This is a genomic window from Paraburkholderia sediminicola (assembly GCF_902859805.1).
In the GTDB taxonomy this organism is placed as follows: domain Bacteria; phylum Pseudomonadota; class Gammaproteobacteria; order Burkholderiales; family Burkholderiaceae; genus Paraburkholderia; species Paraburkholderia sediminicola.
The window spans coordinates 417,425-432,568 of sequence record NZ_CADIKC010000007.1; the positions used below are offsets into that span (position 1 = coordinate 417,425).

Sequence of the window (15,144 nt, forward strand, 5' to 3'; positions counted from 1 at the left end):
GCGTGCTGATCGCTTATCGTTTTCTGCCCCCCGTCTGCCTCGTCTGCGGTTTATAGCGTCGCCAACGGTGGCGCAAAACGCCCGAATTCCAATATCCGATCCCCACAATTGAACGACTCCTCAGGAGACCCGACATGGCCGACAAACTGATCATATTCGACACCACGTTGCGTGACGGCGAGCAATCGCCCGGCGCGTCGATGACGAAAGAAGAAAAAATCCGGATCGCGAAGCAGCTCGAACGGATGAAGGTGGACGTGATCGAAGCGGGCTTCGCGGCCAGTTCAAATGGCGACTTCGATTCGATCCACACGATCGCGGGCCTGATCAAGGACAGCACGATCTGCTCGCTGGCCCGTGCGAACGACAAAGACATTCAACGCGCTGCTGACGCACTCAAGCCGGCTGATCATTTTCGCATCCACACGTTCATCGCAACGTCGCCGCTGCACATGGAAAAGAAGCTGCGCATGACACCGGATCAGGTGTTCGAGCAGGCAAAACTGGCGGTGCGTTTTGCGCGCAAGTTCACGGACGACGTCGAGTTCTCGCCCGAAGACGGCAGCCGTTCGGACATGGATTTCCTGTGCCGCGTGCTGGAAGCGGTGATTGCCGAAGGCGCGACCACGATCAACATTGCGGACACGGTCGGTTATGGCGTGCCGGAGTTGTACGGCCAGCTCGTGAAGACGCTGCGCGAGCGGATTCCGAACTCGCATAAGGCGGTGTTCTCGGTGCATTGCCATAACGACCTCGGCATGGCGGTGGCGAACTCGTTGGCGGGCGTGCAGATCGGCGGCGCGCGTCAGGTCGAATGCACGATCAACGGTCTCGGCGAGCGTGCGGGTAATACGTCGCTCGAAGAAATCGTGATGGCGGTGAAGACTCGCAAGGATTACTTCGGCCTTGAAGTCGGTCTCGATACGACCCAGATCGTGCCGGCGTCGAAGCTGGTGTCGCAGATCACCGGTTTCGTCGTGCAGCCGAACAAGGCGGTGGTCGGCGCGAACGCATTTGCGCACGCATCCGGCATTCACCAGGACGGCGTGCTGAAAGCGCGCGACACGTACGAAATCATGCGTGCCGAAGATGTGGGCTGGAGCGCGAACAAGATCGTGCTCGGCAAGTTGTCGGGCCGCAACGCGTTCAAGCAGCGTCTGCAGGAACTGGGCATCGCGCTCGATAGCGAAGGCGAACTGAACACCGCGTTCGCACGCTTTAAGGAATTGGCTGACCGCAAGTCGGAAATCTTCGACGAAGACATCATCGCGATCGTTACCGAGGAATCGGCTGAAGCGCAGGAGAGGGAGCACTACAAGTTCCTGTCGCTGTCGCAGCATTCAGAAACTGGCGAGCAGCCGCACGCGAAGATCGTGTTCTCGGTGGAAGGCAAGGAAGTGACCGGCGAAGCACGCGGTAATGGTCCGGTGGACGCCACGCTCAATGCGATCGAAACGGAAGTGGGGAGCGGATCGGAATTGCTGCTGTACTCGGTGAACGCCATCACCACCGGCACGCAGGCGCAGGGCGAAGTGACCGTGCGGCTGTCGAAGAGCGGTCGCATCGTCAACGGCGTGGGCACCGATCCGGATATCGTCGCGGCCTCGGCTAAGGCGTATATCTCGGCGCTCAACAAGCTGTATTCGAACGTCGACAAGTTGAATCCGCAACGTTCGGAGTAGTGGAAGCAGGCGCGCTGATGGCGTGCCCGCTGAACTGGATTGTGAAGAAGCCCTGTGCCCTGAAAAGCACAGGGCTTCTTGCTTTTGTGGTGTCTCCTCCTTCGTGAGCCGCGTGCTGAAACTACTCCGCAGCCGCGCGGCGCATCGACCATCCGCGCGCCGCGCGTGCCTGCGTCTGGACCTGATGTCGCACTTCGACCGCGATCTCACGGCGCGGCGCATCGGTGACAAATGTGTCCAACAGTTCGCGCACATCGTGATCGACGAAGTCGGCACGCGTTGCGTCGACGATCAAGGTTGCGCCGTTGGGAATCTGCTGCAGGTAGTGTTTGAGCGGCACCTTGCCGAGAAACGACACGTCCTTGCGAAACGACAGCAGATAGTGATCGCCGTGCTGCGCGAGCACGATCGGGCTGCGCAGGTTCGCATACAGCGCGAGCAGCACGCTGCACAGAATGCCGAGCACGATGCCGACCAGCAGATCCGTGGCGAGCACGCCGACCAGCGTGACGATGAACGGCGCAAACGGTGCGAACCCCTGCTTGGCGACGGCGACGAACAATGACGGTTTGGCGAGCTTCACGCCGGTGAAAATAAGAATCGCTGCAAGGCACGCAAGCGGAATCAGGTTGATGACGCTGGTGAGCGCGAACACACTGACCAGCAGCAACACACCATGAATGATCGCGGACAGCCGGCTCTGCGCGCCTGCATGCACATTGGCAGAGCTACGCACAATGACCGAGGTGATCGGCAGGCCGCCGATCGCGCCGGCAATCAGATTACCCACGCCCTGTGCCTTCAATTCGCGATCCGGCGGTGCGGCACGTCGGGCGGGATCGATCTGTTCGACCGCTTCGAGGCTCAGCAGCGTTTCGAGACTCGCGACGATCGCCAGCGTGATGGCGACGCGCCAGACATCAGGATTGACCAGTTGCGCGAAGTGCGGCCCGAAGTCGACCCATTGGAGAGCGACTTGCAACGCGGCGAACGATTCGAGCGACGGCAGCGCAACGCGATGCTCGGCAGGCGGCGCAAGCGATGGGGCGAGCAGGCTGAGCAGCAGCGTCGCGCCGATGCCCAGCAGCACCACCGCGAGCGGCGCGGGTACAAGGCGCACCAGCGCAAAGCGGCGCAACGCGCGCGTTTCCCAGCCCACCAGAATCGCGAGCGAGAGCAAGGTGATCACGCAGGCCGCGAGCGATATCGATCCGAACGGCGTCGTTACGCTACCGGCCATCTGGGCAGCAGCGTGCGACCCGGCCGACGCATTCGCGCCGGATAGCCCAAGCGCAAGCGGAAACTGCTTGACGATCAGCAACACGCCGATCGCCGCGAGCATGCCCTTGATCACGGGCGATGGGACGTAGGCGGCAAATCTGCCGGCCTTCAGCATGCCGAAGCCGAATTGAATCGCGCCGGACAGCAACACGGCCAGCAGGAACGCGGAGAAGCTGCCGAGTTGCGCGATTCCGTCGACGACGATAACCACGAGGCCCGCCGCGGGCCCGCTGACGCTCAGCCGCGAACCGCTCAGCACGGCCACCACCAGTCCGCCGACGATGCCCGACACAAGCCCGGCAAATGGCTCGACGCCCGACGCGTTGGCGATGCCCAGACATAGCGGCAGCGCCACGAGAAAAACGACCGTGCCTGCCAGCAGATCGCGCTGAAATGTGGAAAAGAAAGCTCGTAGGTTCATGGGGTCGGTGCAGAAATGGTTGGAGCCTTGCTTGCGGCGAAGGCAAAGACAAAGGCGGAGGCCATGCTGAGGCCGGTTTGATAAGAGCTGCGCACTAGGCGGCGCTATGGGCGGCTGTTGTGCAGGTCATCGCGTCATCGGCTTCGTAGCCGGACGCGAGTACCTTGATGCGCCCGTCCTCGAGCGCAAAGATCCAGCCGTGAACGAGCGGTGCCGGGTCAGCGTCCCGCACGATCGCGCTCGCGCGTAACTGGCGTACCTGTTCGAGCACGTTCAACTCCGCGAGGCGGTCGATACGCTCACGCTCGCTTGCGCGGCTCTGGAGCTCGTCGCCGTGCGTCTTTGCCAGCGCACATAGAGGCGCGATCCGCCGATTCACATGCGGCAGCGTCGGTTCCGGCGGCAGCAGGGCGGCACGCACACCACCGCAGCCATAGTGCCCGCAGACGATCACGTGCCCCACCTTCAGCACCCGCACTGCGTATTCGAGGACGCTCGCGGTGTTGTCGTCGTCGGGATGAAAAAGGTTGGCGATGTTGCGGTGAACGAACAGATCGCCAGGCTCGCAATGCGTGATGGTTTCCGCGGGTACGCGGCTGTCCGAGCAGCCGACCCACAGCACGTGCGGATTCTGGCCCCGCGCCAGATCACGGAAAAATTCGGGGTTGCGCGCGGCGGTTTCATGCGCCCATGCGACGTTGGCGACCAGCAGGCGTTTCGGACGGTTCATCGATAGTGGCTCCGTAAGTAGGGCGCACAGACTCTTCGCCGACTCCACGGCTGTGCCCCGGACGGCGCAGCGGGTGTATTCGGCGCTGAATCAATGCTTACGAAAACCTTTCTATCAAAAAATAAATCGCTGTGCGCGAAATAAAATTCGCGGGCATGCGCAATAAATAAAAAAAAGCCGCCTGAAAAGGCGGCTTGGCAGATCCATGCGCAATGGGTTCGAGCGAACACTCAGAACAGGCTGCGGCGATCCGGGTCGTGCAAGGGATCAGGCGTTTTTTGCGTGAGCCGCACAATGCCCTGGTCGTCGAAATAGAAGCTGTACATCATGTACCAGACGTTGTCTTCCAGATAGCGATACGTCCAGACCTCGCGCTTCATCAACGGGAAGTACGAGGTTTCGACGGGGCGGCCGAAGTTCACCAGCACGTCGCTCTTCGTCCACTTGCCGATTTCCGCCCGGTAGAACTCGTTGGGCTGGAGCACCTGACGCACCGTGACGATCTTGCCGGATGCGTCGATATCAGCGGCGGTAGTGGTTTCGCCCATCGGTTGGGTCGGCCACATCAGCCGCTTGCCGCCGTTGGGCAGATCGTAGCTTTCGCGCGGCGCGCCAAGGCGGGCGACGATGGTCGATTCGTCCGCGCCTTGCTGGTATTGCTGCCATGGCTGCACGCAGCCGGCGAGCGTAGCCGTGAGCGCAAGCGCGCTCAGGCAGACGAGCGCGGCGCGGCGCAGGCGTGCTGCGGGCGGCGCTTCGATCGAGGCCGCCGTGGATGGGTGGCGGTTGAACATGAATTCCTCCGATGGCATTTGTGTAGCGGTTTTTATCATCGAGACGCATTATTTTGACACGGGCGGCGGCAAAAGATTTGCGCCTTGTACAAGCCCTCGCCGTTATTACGATAACGGCTTTGCCGGCTTGCTTATTCCATCTGGAACGCCCTATGATCCGCGCTTCGACGAATCCAGCGGGGCAATGACGATGGCGAAGTGGCAACGGGCGGCAGCAGCGGCAGTCGTGGCGCTGGCAGCGATTTCGATGGCTGCGGCGGCGCTCGCCGCGGGAGAAACGATGTCGGGTCCGGCAAGCAAGCCGGTCAGTATGCCGACGGGTACACCGATCCAGTTGGCGCTGATCGAAGGCATGTCCGGCCCCTTTGCGAATGCGGGCGCGGCGGTGGAGCGCAATCTGCGCTTCGGCGTCGAACAGGTGAATGCGCAGGGCGGCGTGAAGCTCGCCGATGGCGCACATCCGCTCGAACTGGTCGTGCTCGACAGCAAGGGCAGCGCTGAGGAGGCGCTGGTGCAACTACGCGCCGCCGCGGACCGGCACATCGGTTACATCATGCAGGGCAACAGTTCGGCCGTGGCGGCCGCGCTGATCGGCGCGATCGAAAAGCAGAACAGCCGCGAGCCGGCTAATCGCGAACTGTTCCTCAATTATTCCGCCGACGATCCCGCCCTGACCAACGCCAATTGCAGTTTCTGGCACTTCCGATTCGATGCGCATGCGGGCATGCGCATGGACGCGCTGGTTGATGTGATCCAGCGCGACAAAGCAGTGAAGAAGGTTTATCTGCTGAACCAGGACTACAGTTTCGGCCACGATGTCAGCAGCCTCGCGCGCTCGACGTTGGCGGCAAAGCGGCCGGATATTGCAGTCGTCGGCGACGAATTTCATCCGATCGGCCGCGTGAAGGACTTCGCGCCGTACATCGCGAAGATTCGCGCAAGCGGCGCGGACGCGGTGATCACCGGCAACTGGGGTAACGACCTGACGCTTCTGGTCAAGGCGGCGAGAGAGCAGGGTCTGGACACCCGGTTTTACACCTTCTACGGCAACAGCCTCGGCGCGCCTGCCGCGCTGGGCGATGCCGGCGTCAAACACGTGATCGCGGTGGCCGATTGGCACCCGAACGCCGGCGGCGCGGCCTCCGACGCGTGGTACGCGGCGTTTCGTGCCCGTTTCCCGGCCGCGCAAGACGACTACCCGGTGCTGCGTATGTCACTGATGATCGAGACCCTCGCCGTGGCGATGAACCGCGCCGGCAGTGCCGACCCGACGGCGGTCGCGCGGGCGTTGGAGGGCATCAAGTTCGACAACGGCTTCCACGCCTCCTGGATGCGTGCCGACGACCATCAATTGATCCAGCCCCTTTATGTGATGGAAATGGACAAAGCCGGCACGCCGGGCGTCAAGTTCGACAACGAAGGTTCCGGCTATGGTTTCCGCACGGTGCTGGCTTTGCCGCCCGAGCGGACTGTGCCGTCAACGGTGTGCAAGATGAAACGGCCGTAAAGCGGCCCCTGAACAAACCCGGGCTGGCCACGATCCCGCCCGGCACAGCAGGGTTCGCGGCCGGATTGGGCTGTGCTACAATATGCGTCCCGTTGTGAGGCATGGCTGTAAGTAAGTGCAAATCAGTGCAAATGTGCGCACACGGGTAACCCACGGCACGGCCTTTCTTCCGTGACCGCCTGTCTAGTTCTCAAGGAAATCGACATGTCCGCAGTTGAAACAAGCAAGAAGTCCGAAGTCGTTGCGCAATTCGCACGCGCAGCTAACGACACCGGCTCCCCCGAAGTTCAGGTCGCGCTGCTCACGACCCGCATCAACGAACTGACCGTTCACTTCAAGGCACACACGAAGGATCACCACAGCCGCCGCGGTCTGCTGCGCATGGTGAGCCGCCGTCGTAAGCTGCTCGACTACCTGAAGGGTAAGGACGCGGATCGTTACCGCGCACTGATCGAGAAGCTGGGTCTGCGTAAGTAATCGGCCAGTCGTTCAGCAAGATGCCTGTGTCAGTTCCACTGATACAGGCATTTTGTTTTTGCACGGTGCGCTTCATGTGATGTGCACTGCCTGCCGGTCGCGGTAGCGTGACGATTCATGCGGCGCCTAGCAGGAAAACAGTAGTAAAAAAAGCAGCAAAAATAGCAGAAATACGGCCGGGCTCCAGGGCAGAGCTTTGTGTCATTCCAGCGGTTCGCGCGCGTACATCACGTAGGGCGTGGTTCTCTGGAATGGCATAACACTACTCTTCCCCTGTGGCGCCGGTCCTGGCGTTGCCGCGCCGCTTCTGGTCCGCGCGGCATAACGAAGAGGAAAAGCAATGACTATGTTCAATAAGATCGTCAAAGAATTTCAGTGGGGCCAACATAAGGTTCGCCTCGAAACGGGCGAAATCGCTCGTCAGGCGAGCGGTGCGGTGATCGTCGATGTCGAAGACACCGTTGTGCTGGCTACTGTGGTCGGCGCCAAGACTGCCAAGGCGGGCCAGGACTTCTTCCCGCTGACCGTCGATTACCTCGAAAAGACCTACGCCGCAGGCAAGATCCCCGGTGGTTTCTTCCGCCGTGAAGGCCGCCCGTCGGAAGGCGAAACGCTGATCTCGCGCCTGATCGACCGTCCGCTGCGTCCGCTGTTCCCGGAAGGCTTCTACAACGAAGTCCAGGTCGTGATCCACGTCCTGTCGCTGAACCCCGAAATCCCCGCTGACATCCCCGCGCTGATCGGCGCGTCGGCGGCGCTCGCTATTTCCGGTCTGCCGTTCAACGGCCCGGTCGGCGCAGCACGCGTGGCCTACATCAACAACGAATACGTGTTGAACCCGACGCGTCCGCAGATGAAGGAATCGGCACTCGACCTGATCGTCGCCGGTACGGAGCGCGCGGTGCTGATGGTGGAATCAGAAGCGCAACAACTGACCGAAGAAGTGATGCTCGGTGCTGTGGTGTTCGGTCACGACCAGATGCAGATCGCGATCAACGCAATCCACGAACTGGTTCGCGAAGGTGGCAAGCCGGAATGGGACTGGAAGCCGGCTGCCAAGAATGAGCCGCTGATCGCACGCGTGTCGGAACTGGCGCAAGCCGATCTGCTCGCTGCTTATCAGATCCGCGACAAGCAAGCCCGTTCGACCAAGCTGAAGGAAGTCTACGCAGCGACGTCGGCCAAGCTGGAAGAAGAAGCAGCGGCAGCCGGCACGGTTGCAGCAGACAAGGCTAGCGTCGGCAATGTGCTGTTCGACATCGAAGCCAAGATCGTCCGTACGCAGATCCTGAACGGCGAGCCGCGTATCGACGGCCGCGACACGCGCACCGTGCGCCCGATCGAAATCCGTACCGGCGTGCTGCCGCGTACGCACGGTTCGGCACTGTTCACGCGTGGCGAAACGCAGGCTATGGTTGTCGCAACGCTGGGCACCAAGGGCGACGAGCAGAACATCGACGCGCTCGAAGGCGAGTACCGCGAACGCTTCATGCTCCACTACAACATGCCTCCGTTCGCGACCGGCGAAACGGGCCGCGTCGGTTCGCCGAAGCGCCGTGAAATCGGTCACGGTCGTCTGGCCAAGCGCGCGCTGGCTGCATGCCTGCCGAGCGCCGACGAATTCGGCTACTCGATCCGCGTCGTGTCGGAAATCACGGAATCGAACGGTTCTTCGTCGATGGCTTCGGTGTGCGGCGGCTGCCTCGCACTGATGGACGCCGGCGTGCCGATGAAGGCGCACGTCGCCGGCATCGCGATGGGCCTGATCCTGGAAGGCAACAAGTTTGCCGTGCTGACCGACATCCTTGGCGACGAAGATCACCTCGGCGACATGGACTTCAAGGTGGCGGGTACGGAACAAGGCGTGACCGCGCTGCAGATGGACATCAAGATCCAGGGCATCACCAAGGAAATCATGCAGGTCGCCCTCGCGCAAGCGAAGGAAGGCCGTATGCATATCCTCGGCAAGATGACCTCGGCTGTGTCGGGCGCGAACACGGTGCTGTCGGACTACGCACCGCGCATGATCACCATCAAGATCAACCCGGAAAAGATCCGCGACGTGATCGGCAAGGGTGGTTCGGTGATCCGCGCGCTGACCGAAGAAACCGGCACGACGATCGATATTTCGGACGACGGCGTCGTCACCATCGCCAGCACGAGCAGCGAAGGGATGGCCGAAGCGAAGAAGCGTATCGAGAACATCACGCTGGAAGTCGAAGTGGGCCAGGTCTACGAAGGCACCGTGCTGAAGCTGCTCGATTTCGGCGCGATCGTGAACATCCTGCCGGGCAAGGACGGTCTGCTGCACATCTCCGAAATCGCCAACGAGCGTATCAAGGACATCAACGACTATCTCAAAGATGGTCAGCAGGTGAAGGTCAAGGTCATCCAGACGGACGAAAAGGGCCGTGTGCGTTTGTCGGCCAAGGCGTTGCTGAATGAAGGTGCAAACGGCGCGCCGCAAGGCGAACCGACGCCGCAGTAATGCGGTAGCAGGGCGACGGCCGGCAGCGCGAATGCGCGCCGGCCGTTTTTCATGAAGGGTGCAGGGTGGATTGCGTTGCAAGCAGGCACAGGCAGGCACGCGCAGATGCAGACAGGTGCAAACCGGCATAAGCGGGTACTCTGGTTGCATGAAGCGCTTCGTCGCGGTTCAGGCGATTTTTGCCAATTCGTGTCAGTAGGCAACGCAATCCAATCTTGGAGTTGACGCAGATGAAAGCGATCGAAATCACCGAATTTGGCGCGCCGGAAGTCCTCAAACTGGCAGAGCGGCCCACGCCGCAGCCGAAAGCGGGCGAAGTGCTCATCAAGGTGGCGGCATCAGGCATCAACCGTCCGGACGTGTTTCAGCGCAAAGGTGGCTATGCGCCGCCGCCGGGCGCGTCGGATCTGCCGGGGCTGGAAGTGGCGGGTGAGATCGTCGGTGGCACCATCGACGAGAAGAACAATCCATTCGGTCTGAAAATCGGCGATCGCGTGTGCGCGTTGCTTGCGGGCGGCGGTTATGCGGAATATGCGACCGCTCCGCTGTTGCAGTGCTTGCCGGTACCCGCCGGTTTGTCGGATGTCGAGGCGGCTTCGCTGCCGGAAACATTCTTCACGGTGTGGAGCAATGTGTTCGACCGTGCGCAACTCGGCAAGGGCGAGGGCGCCCCGAACGAGACGCTGCTGGTGCAGGGCGGCTCGAGCGGCATCGGCGTGACGGCGATCCAGATTGCGCATGCGCTGGGTTTTCGCGTGTTCGCCACAGCCGGCTCGGACGAAAAGTGCCGCGCCTGTGAAGCGCTCGGTGCCGAACGGGCGATCAACTACAAAACTGAAGATTTCGTCGAAGTCATCAAGTCGCTGACGAACGATCGCGGTGTCGACGTGATCCTCGACATGGTGGCGGGCAGTTATGTGCCGCGCGAGCTCACCGCGCTGGCCGACGGCGGCCGCATCGTGCTGATCGCCTTGCTGGGCGGCGCGAAAGCGGAGCTCAATCTGAACGAGGTGCTGCGTCGCCGCCTGACGGTGACGGGTTCGACGTTGCGTCCGCGGTCGATCGAGTTCAAGGCGAAGATCGCCGCGCAGTTGAAAGAGCGTGTGTGGCCGCACCTCGAAGACGGCCGCATCAAGCCGGTGGTGCACCGTGTGTTTCCGGCAGCGCAAGCCGCCGAAGCGCACGCGCTGATGGAAAGCAGCACGCACGTCGGCAAGATCATGCTGACTTGGGGTCAGGACGCTTGACGCGGTCGGTTTGACCCGATCCACCCCACGCAGTAAAATTGCGCGTTTTGCGCACGCCGCATGAATACGAAAGGTGGGCTGTAAGCGCAAACCAAGTCCGCCGCCAATACACGAGACGACGAGACGATGTCGAAACAACGAGCCAAGCTGGTAGTCGGTAACTGGAAGATGCACGGGCGCCTCGCCGAAAACGCAACGCTGTTGCAGGCCGTGGCGCAAGGCGCGGGAGAATTGCCGGCTGATGTGCGCGTCGGTGTCTGTGTGCCGAGCCCTTATCTCGCGCAGACTCAATCGTTGCTGGAAGGCAGCAAGGTCGTGTGGGGCGTGCAGGATGTCTCCGCGTTCACGCATGGCGCCTATACCGGCGAAGTGGCTGCGCAGATGGTGGTGGATTTCGGCGCCACGCTTGCGATCGTCGGGCACTCGGAGCGCCGTGCTTATCATCGCGAAAGCGCGGAGCTGGTTGCGGTGAAGACGCAGCGTGCACTCGAAGCAGGTTTGACCCCGATCGTGTGTGTCGGCGAAACGCTTGAAGAGCGTGAGGCTGGTTCGACGGAGCAGGTGGTGGGCGGGCAGCTGGATGAGGTGCTGGCGAAGCTGTCGGTAGCCGATGCGGCACGCATCGTCGTCGCGTACGAGCCCGTCTGGGCGATCGGCACCGGCAAGAGCGCTACATCGGATCAGGCGCAGGCAGTGCATGCTTTCCTGCGTTCGCGTCTGGCGGCAAAGGGCGCCGCGGTAGCGGATGTGCCGGTGTTGTACGGCGGCAGTGTGAAGCCGGAGAACGCGGAAGAATTGTTCCGCGAGCCGGATATCGACGGTGGCCTGATCGGCGGCGCGTCGTTGAAAGACCAGGATTTCCTGGCGATCTGCAAAGCGGCGGCTGCGACGAGCGTCGCCGGTTAAGCAGGGCGCCTCGGCGAGGATGACCCAATCCCGCACGGCACACTTTGTGTGGTGCGGTTAAATAAAGACTCAGGTGAGTGTGATGCTGTATTTGAAAACATTGATTATCGTCGTTCAGCTGTTGTCGGCACTCGGGGTCATTGGCCTTGTCTTGCTGCAGCACGGCAAAGGCGCCGATATGGGCGCTGCTTTCGGTAGCGGCGCATCGGGCAGCCTGTTCGGCGCGACCGGTTCGGCAAACTTTTTGTCGCGTACCACGGCCGTGCTTGCAGCCGTGTTTTTTGTAACGACATTGACGCTTACGTACCTCGGCGCGTATCGTGCGAAACCGTCCGCAGGCTTGCTGGGCGCGGCTGTGACCGCACCGGTCGCGGCTTCTGCTGCGGCCGCTCCGGCTGGTGGCTCGGCAGTATTGCCGGCATCGGCTGCGTCCGTCCCGGCTACGGATGTGCCGAAATAAATTTTTCGTTCAAAGTGCTTTTGTGCGTTGAACAAACTGTTTAGACCAGTTACAATCTAAGTCTTGAAGCGATTCGCGGGTTTTATAAGTTGTTTTCCCGGATTGCAGTTAGTGCCGACGTGGTGAAATTGGTAGACACGCTATCTTGAGGGGGTAGTGGCGAAAGCTGTGCGAGTTCGAGTCTCGCCGTCGGCACCAAATGTTATCTAATGCCAGCCGCTTGCTTCGCTTCGGCTGGCATTTTCACTTCTGACGCGCGGCTTGCGTTGGGCTTGCGGCATGTGCGTTGCCGAAGTGATTTCGCGCCAGGAGTGCTATGCTCTTGGCGGCATTCAGAACCAACCGATAGAGGATAGTCTTGAACCTCGCAGCCTATTTCCCCGTCTTGTTGTTCCTCATTGTGGGCACCGGTTTAGGCGTAGCACTGGTCAGCATTGGCAAGATCCTCGGTCCCAACAAGCCCGATACCGAGAAAAACGCACCATACGAGTGCGGCTTCGAAGCATTCGAAGATGCGCGCATGAAGTTCGATGTGCGTTACTACCTCGTCGCCATTCTCTTCATCATTTTCGACCTTGAAACCGCGTTCCTGTTCCCGTGGGGTGTAGCCCTGCGCGACATCGGCTGGCCTGGCTTCATGGCGATGATGATTTTCCTGCTCGAATTCCTGTTGGGCTTTGCCTATATCTGGAAGAAGGGCGGCCTCGACTGGGAATGATGGATTAATCGCCGGTTTGCGTGGGTGGCCAAGGCTTGCCGCCCCGTCTGGAGTGGAAAGCAAATGAGTATCGAAGGGGTCTTGAAGGAAGGGTTTGTCACCACGACGGCTGACAAACTGATCAACTGGACGCGCACCGGCTCGTTGTGGCCGATGACGTTCGGTCTCGCGTGCTGCGCGGTCGAGATGATGCATGCGGGCGCTGCCCGTTATGACCTTGACCGTTTCGGCGTGGTGTTTCGTCCGAGTCCGCGTCAGTCGGATGTGATGATCGTCGCCGGCACGCTGTGCAACAAGATGGCGCCGGCTCTGCGCAAGGTCTACGATCAGATGGCCGAGCCGCGCTGGGTGATTTCGATGGGCTCGTGCGCGAACGGCGGCGGCTACTACCACTATTCCTATTCGGTGGTGCGCGGCTGTGATCGGATCGTGCCGGTCGACGTCTACGTGCCAGGTTGTCCGCCTACGGCAGAAGCGCTGGTGTATGGCGTGATCCAGCTGCAGGCCAAGATCCGCCGCACCAACACAATCGCCCGTCAATAAGGTCAACGCCTCCCCCACAATATGGCAAGCAAACTCGAGACCCTGAAAGCGAACCTCGAGGCGGCCTTTGGCGGCCTCCTGTTGAGCACCACCGAGGCAATCGGTGAGTTGACGATCGTCGTGAAGGCGAGCGACTACATCAATGTGGCAACGCGTCTGCGCGACGATCGTTCGCTCGGTTTCGAGCAACTGGTCGATCTATGCGGCGTCGACTATCAGACCTACGCCGATGGCGCATACGACGGCCCGCGTTTCGCGGCCGTTCTGCATTTGTTGTCGGTACAGAACAACTGGCGCCTGCGTCTGCGTGTATTCGCACCAGACGACGAAATGCCGATCGTCGCGTCAGTCGTTGATATCTGGAGTTCGGCCAACTGGTACGAACGCGAAGCATTCGACCTGTACGGCATCGTCTTCGAGGGTCACCCGGACCTGCGCCGCATCCTGACCGACTACGGTTTCATTGGTCACCCGTTCCGTAAAGATTTTCCTGTCTCCGGCTACGTCGAAATGCGTTACGACCCGGAAGAGAAGCGCGTCGTCTATCAGCCTGTGACGATCGAGCCGCGGGAAATCACGCCGCGCGTGATCCGCGAGGATCGCTATGGCGGTCTGAAACACTAAGAGAACGCCATGGCAGAGATCAAGAACTACACGCTCAACTTCGGTCCTCAGCACCCGGCTGCGCACGGTGTGCTGCGCCTCGTGCTCGAACTCGACGGCGAAGTCATCCAGCGCGCCGATCCGCACATCGGCCTCCTGCATCGCGCGACCGAAAAGCTCGCGGAAACCAAAACTTTCATCCAGTCCGTGCCGTATATGGACCGCCTCGACTACGTGTCGATGATGGTCAACGAGCACGGCTACGTGATGGCGATTGAAAAGCTGCTCGGCATCGAAGTGCCGATTCGCGCGCAGTACATCCGGGTGATGTTCGACGAAGTCACGCGAGTGCTGAACCACCTGATGTGGATCGGTGCACACGCGCTCGACGTCGGCGCGATGGCGGTGTTCCTGTACGCGTTCCGCGAACGCGAAGACCTGATGGACGTGTACGAAGCGGTGTCCGGCGCACGGATGCACGCGGCTTATTACCGTCCGGGCGGCGTGTACCGCGATCTGCCTGACGCAATGCCGCAATACAAAGCGTCGAAGATCCGCAATGCGAAGGCATTGTCGAGGATGAACGAGAACCGCCAAGGTTCGCTGCTCGACTTCATCGACGATTTCTTCACGCGTTTCCCGAAGTGCGTCGACGAATATGAAACGCTGCTCACCGACAACCGGATCTGGAAGCAACGTCTGGTCGGTATCGGCGTGGTCAGCCCGGAACGCGCGCTGAACCTCGGCATGACCGGCGCGATGTTGCGCGGCTCGGGTATCGAATGGGATCTGCGCAAGAAGCAGCCGTACGAGGTCTACGACAAGCTCGACTTCGACATTCCGGTCGGCGTGAATGGCGACTGCTATGACCGATATCTGGTTCGCGTCGAGGAAATGCGCCAATCCACGCGGATTGTGAAACAGTGCATTGAGTGGTTGCGCAAGAATCCGGGTCCGGTGATGGTCGACAATCACAAGGTTGCGCCGCCGTCGCGGGTCGGAATGAAGTCGAACATGGAAGATCTGATTCACCACTTCAAGCTCTTCACGGAAGGCTTCCATGTGCCCGAAGGCGAGGCATATGCCGCGGTCGAGCATCCGAAGGGCGAGTTCGGTATCTACCTGATCTCGGACGGCGCGAACAAGCCGTATCGCCTGAAAATTCGGGCGCCGGGCTACGCGCACCTGTCCACGCTCGACGAAATGGCGCGCGGTCATATGATTGCCGACGCTGTGACGATCATCGGTACGCAGGACATCGTGTTCGGCGAAGTCGATCGCTAGGAC

Annotated in this window: 14 protein-coding genes and 1 tRNA gene; 12 read left to right on the forward strand and 3 right to left on the reverse strand. The window is 61.0% G+C overall.

Annotated features, from left to right (window positions below; all coding sequences use genetic code 11):
* The first annotated feature begins 134 nt into the window (after positions 1 to 134).
* Positions 135 to 1,682, forward strand: coding sequence for a 2-isopropylmalate synthase (locus R8871_RS24985; protein WP_175052854.1), 1,548 nt, complete (start codon positions 135 to 137; stop codon positions 1,680 to 1,682).
* A gap of 121 nt (positions 1,683 to 1,803) precedes the next feature.
* Here R8871_RS24985 and R8871_RS24990 read toward each other — a convergent pair whose 3' ends face one another.
* From R8871_RS24990 to R8871_RS25000, 3 genes are all read right to left on the reverse strand, one after another.
* Complete coding sequence (locus R8871_RS24990) at positions 1,804 to 3,384, reverse strand: SulP family inorganic anion transporter (RefSeq protein ID WP_175052855.1); 1,581 nt, start codon at positions 3,382 to 3,384, stop codon at positions 1,804 to 1,806.
* A 94-nt stretch (positions 3,385 to 3,478) separates the two neighbouring features.
* Positions 3,479 to 4,114, reverse strand: coding sequence for a carbonic anhydrase (locus tag R8871_RS24995; protein WP_175052856.1), 636 nt, complete (start codon positions 4,112 to 4,114; stop codon positions 3,479 to 3,481).
* Positions 4,115 to 4,344: 230 nt separating this feature from the next.
* Positions 4,345 to 4,908: a hypothetical protein gene (locus R8871_RS25000; protein ID WP_175052857.1), complete on the reverse strand. Its 564-nt coding sequence runs from the start codon at positions 4,906 to 4,908 to the stop codon at positions 4,345 to 4,347.
* A gap of 184 nt (positions 4,909 to 5,092) precedes the next feature.
* On the opposite strand from R8871_RS25000, the gene R8871_RS25005 reads away from it, so the two are divergent.
* The 11 genes from R8871_RS25005 (at position 5,093) to R8871_RS25055 (ending at position 15,141) form a co-directional block, all read left to right on the forward strand.
* Complete coding sequence (locus tag R8871_RS25005; RefSeq protein WP_175052858.1) at positions 5,093 to 6,415, forward strand: branched-chain amino acid ABC transporter substrate-binding protein; 1,323 nt, start codon at positions 5,093 to 5,095, stop codon at positions 6,413 to 6,415.
* A gap of 204 nt (positions 6,416 to 6,619) precedes the next feature.
* Entirely contained in the window at positions 6,620 to 6,892 is a 273-nt protein-coding gene (gene rpsO, locus R8871_RS25010; protein ID WP_011487489.1) for a 30S ribosomal protein S15, read from the forward strand.
* A 340-nt stretch (positions 6,893 to 7,232) separates the two neighbouring features.
* Positions 7,233 to 9,380: a polyribonucleotide nucleotidyltransferase gene (gene pnp / locus R8871_RS25015; RefSeq protein WP_175052859.1), complete on the forward strand. Its 2,148-nt coding sequence runs from the start codon at positions 7,233 to 7,235 to the stop codon at positions 9,378 to 9,380.
* 230 nt (positions 9,381 to 9,610) lie between these two features.
* On the forward strand, positions 9,611 to 10,627 hold the full coding sequence (locus R8871_RS25020) for an NAD(P)H-quinone oxidoreductase (protein WP_175052860.1): 1,017 nt from the start codon (positions 9,611 to 9,613) through the stop codon (positions 10,625 to 10,627).
* Between the two features lie 126 nt (positions 10,628 to 10,753).
* Positions 10,754 to 11,533 carry a triose-phosphate isomerase gene (gene tpiA, locus R8871_RS25025; RefSeq protein ID WP_175052861.1) on the forward strand — a complete coding sequence of 260 codons (780 nt, stop codon included), beginning with the start codon at positions 10,754 to 10,756 and terminating at the stop codon, positions 11,531 to 11,533.
* Between the two features lie 82 nt (positions 11,534 to 11,615).
* Positions 11,616 to 11,993: a preprotein translocase subunit SecG gene (secG, locus tag R8871_RS25030; protein ID WP_054034962.1), complete on the forward strand. Its 378-nt coding sequence runs from the start codon at positions 11,616 to 11,618 to the stop codon at positions 11,991 to 11,993.
* A gap of 113 nt (positions 11,994 to 12,106) precedes the next feature.
* Positions 12,107 to 12,191 (forward strand) — tRNA-Leu (locus tag R8871_RS25035).
* A 160-nt stretch (positions 12,192 to 12,351) separates the two neighbouring features.
* On the forward strand, positions 12,352 to 12,711 hold the full coding sequence (locus R8871_RS25040) for an NADH-quinone oxidoreductase subunit A (RefSeq protein ID WP_007175615.1): 360 nt from the start codon (positions 12,352 to 12,354) through the stop codon (positions 12,709 to 12,711).
* A 63-nt stretch (positions 12,712 to 12,774) separates the two neighbouring features.
* Positions 12,775 to 13,254 (forward strand): NuoB/complex I 20 kDa subunit family protein, encoded by a 480-nt coding sequence (locus R8871_RS25045; protein ID WP_006052903.1) that lies wholly within the window; start codon positions 12,775 to 12,777, stop codon positions 13,252 to 13,254.
* 21 nt (positions 13,255 to 13,275) lie between these two features.
* Entirely contained in the window at positions 13,276 to 13,878 is a 603-nt protein-coding gene (locus R8871_RS25050; protein WP_093639627.1) for an NADH-quinone oxidoreductase subunit C, read from the forward strand.
* A 9-nt stretch (positions 13,879 to 13,887) separates the two neighbouring features.
* Positions 13,888 to 15,141 carry an NADH-quinone oxidoreductase subunit D gene (locus R8871_RS25055; RefSeq protein ID WP_093639630.1) on the forward strand — a complete coding sequence of 418 codons (1,254 nt, stop codon included), beginning with the start codon at positions 13,888 to 13,890 and terminating at the stop codon, positions 15,139 to 15,141.
* The last annotated feature ends 3 nt before the right edge of the window (positions 15,142 to 15,144 follow it).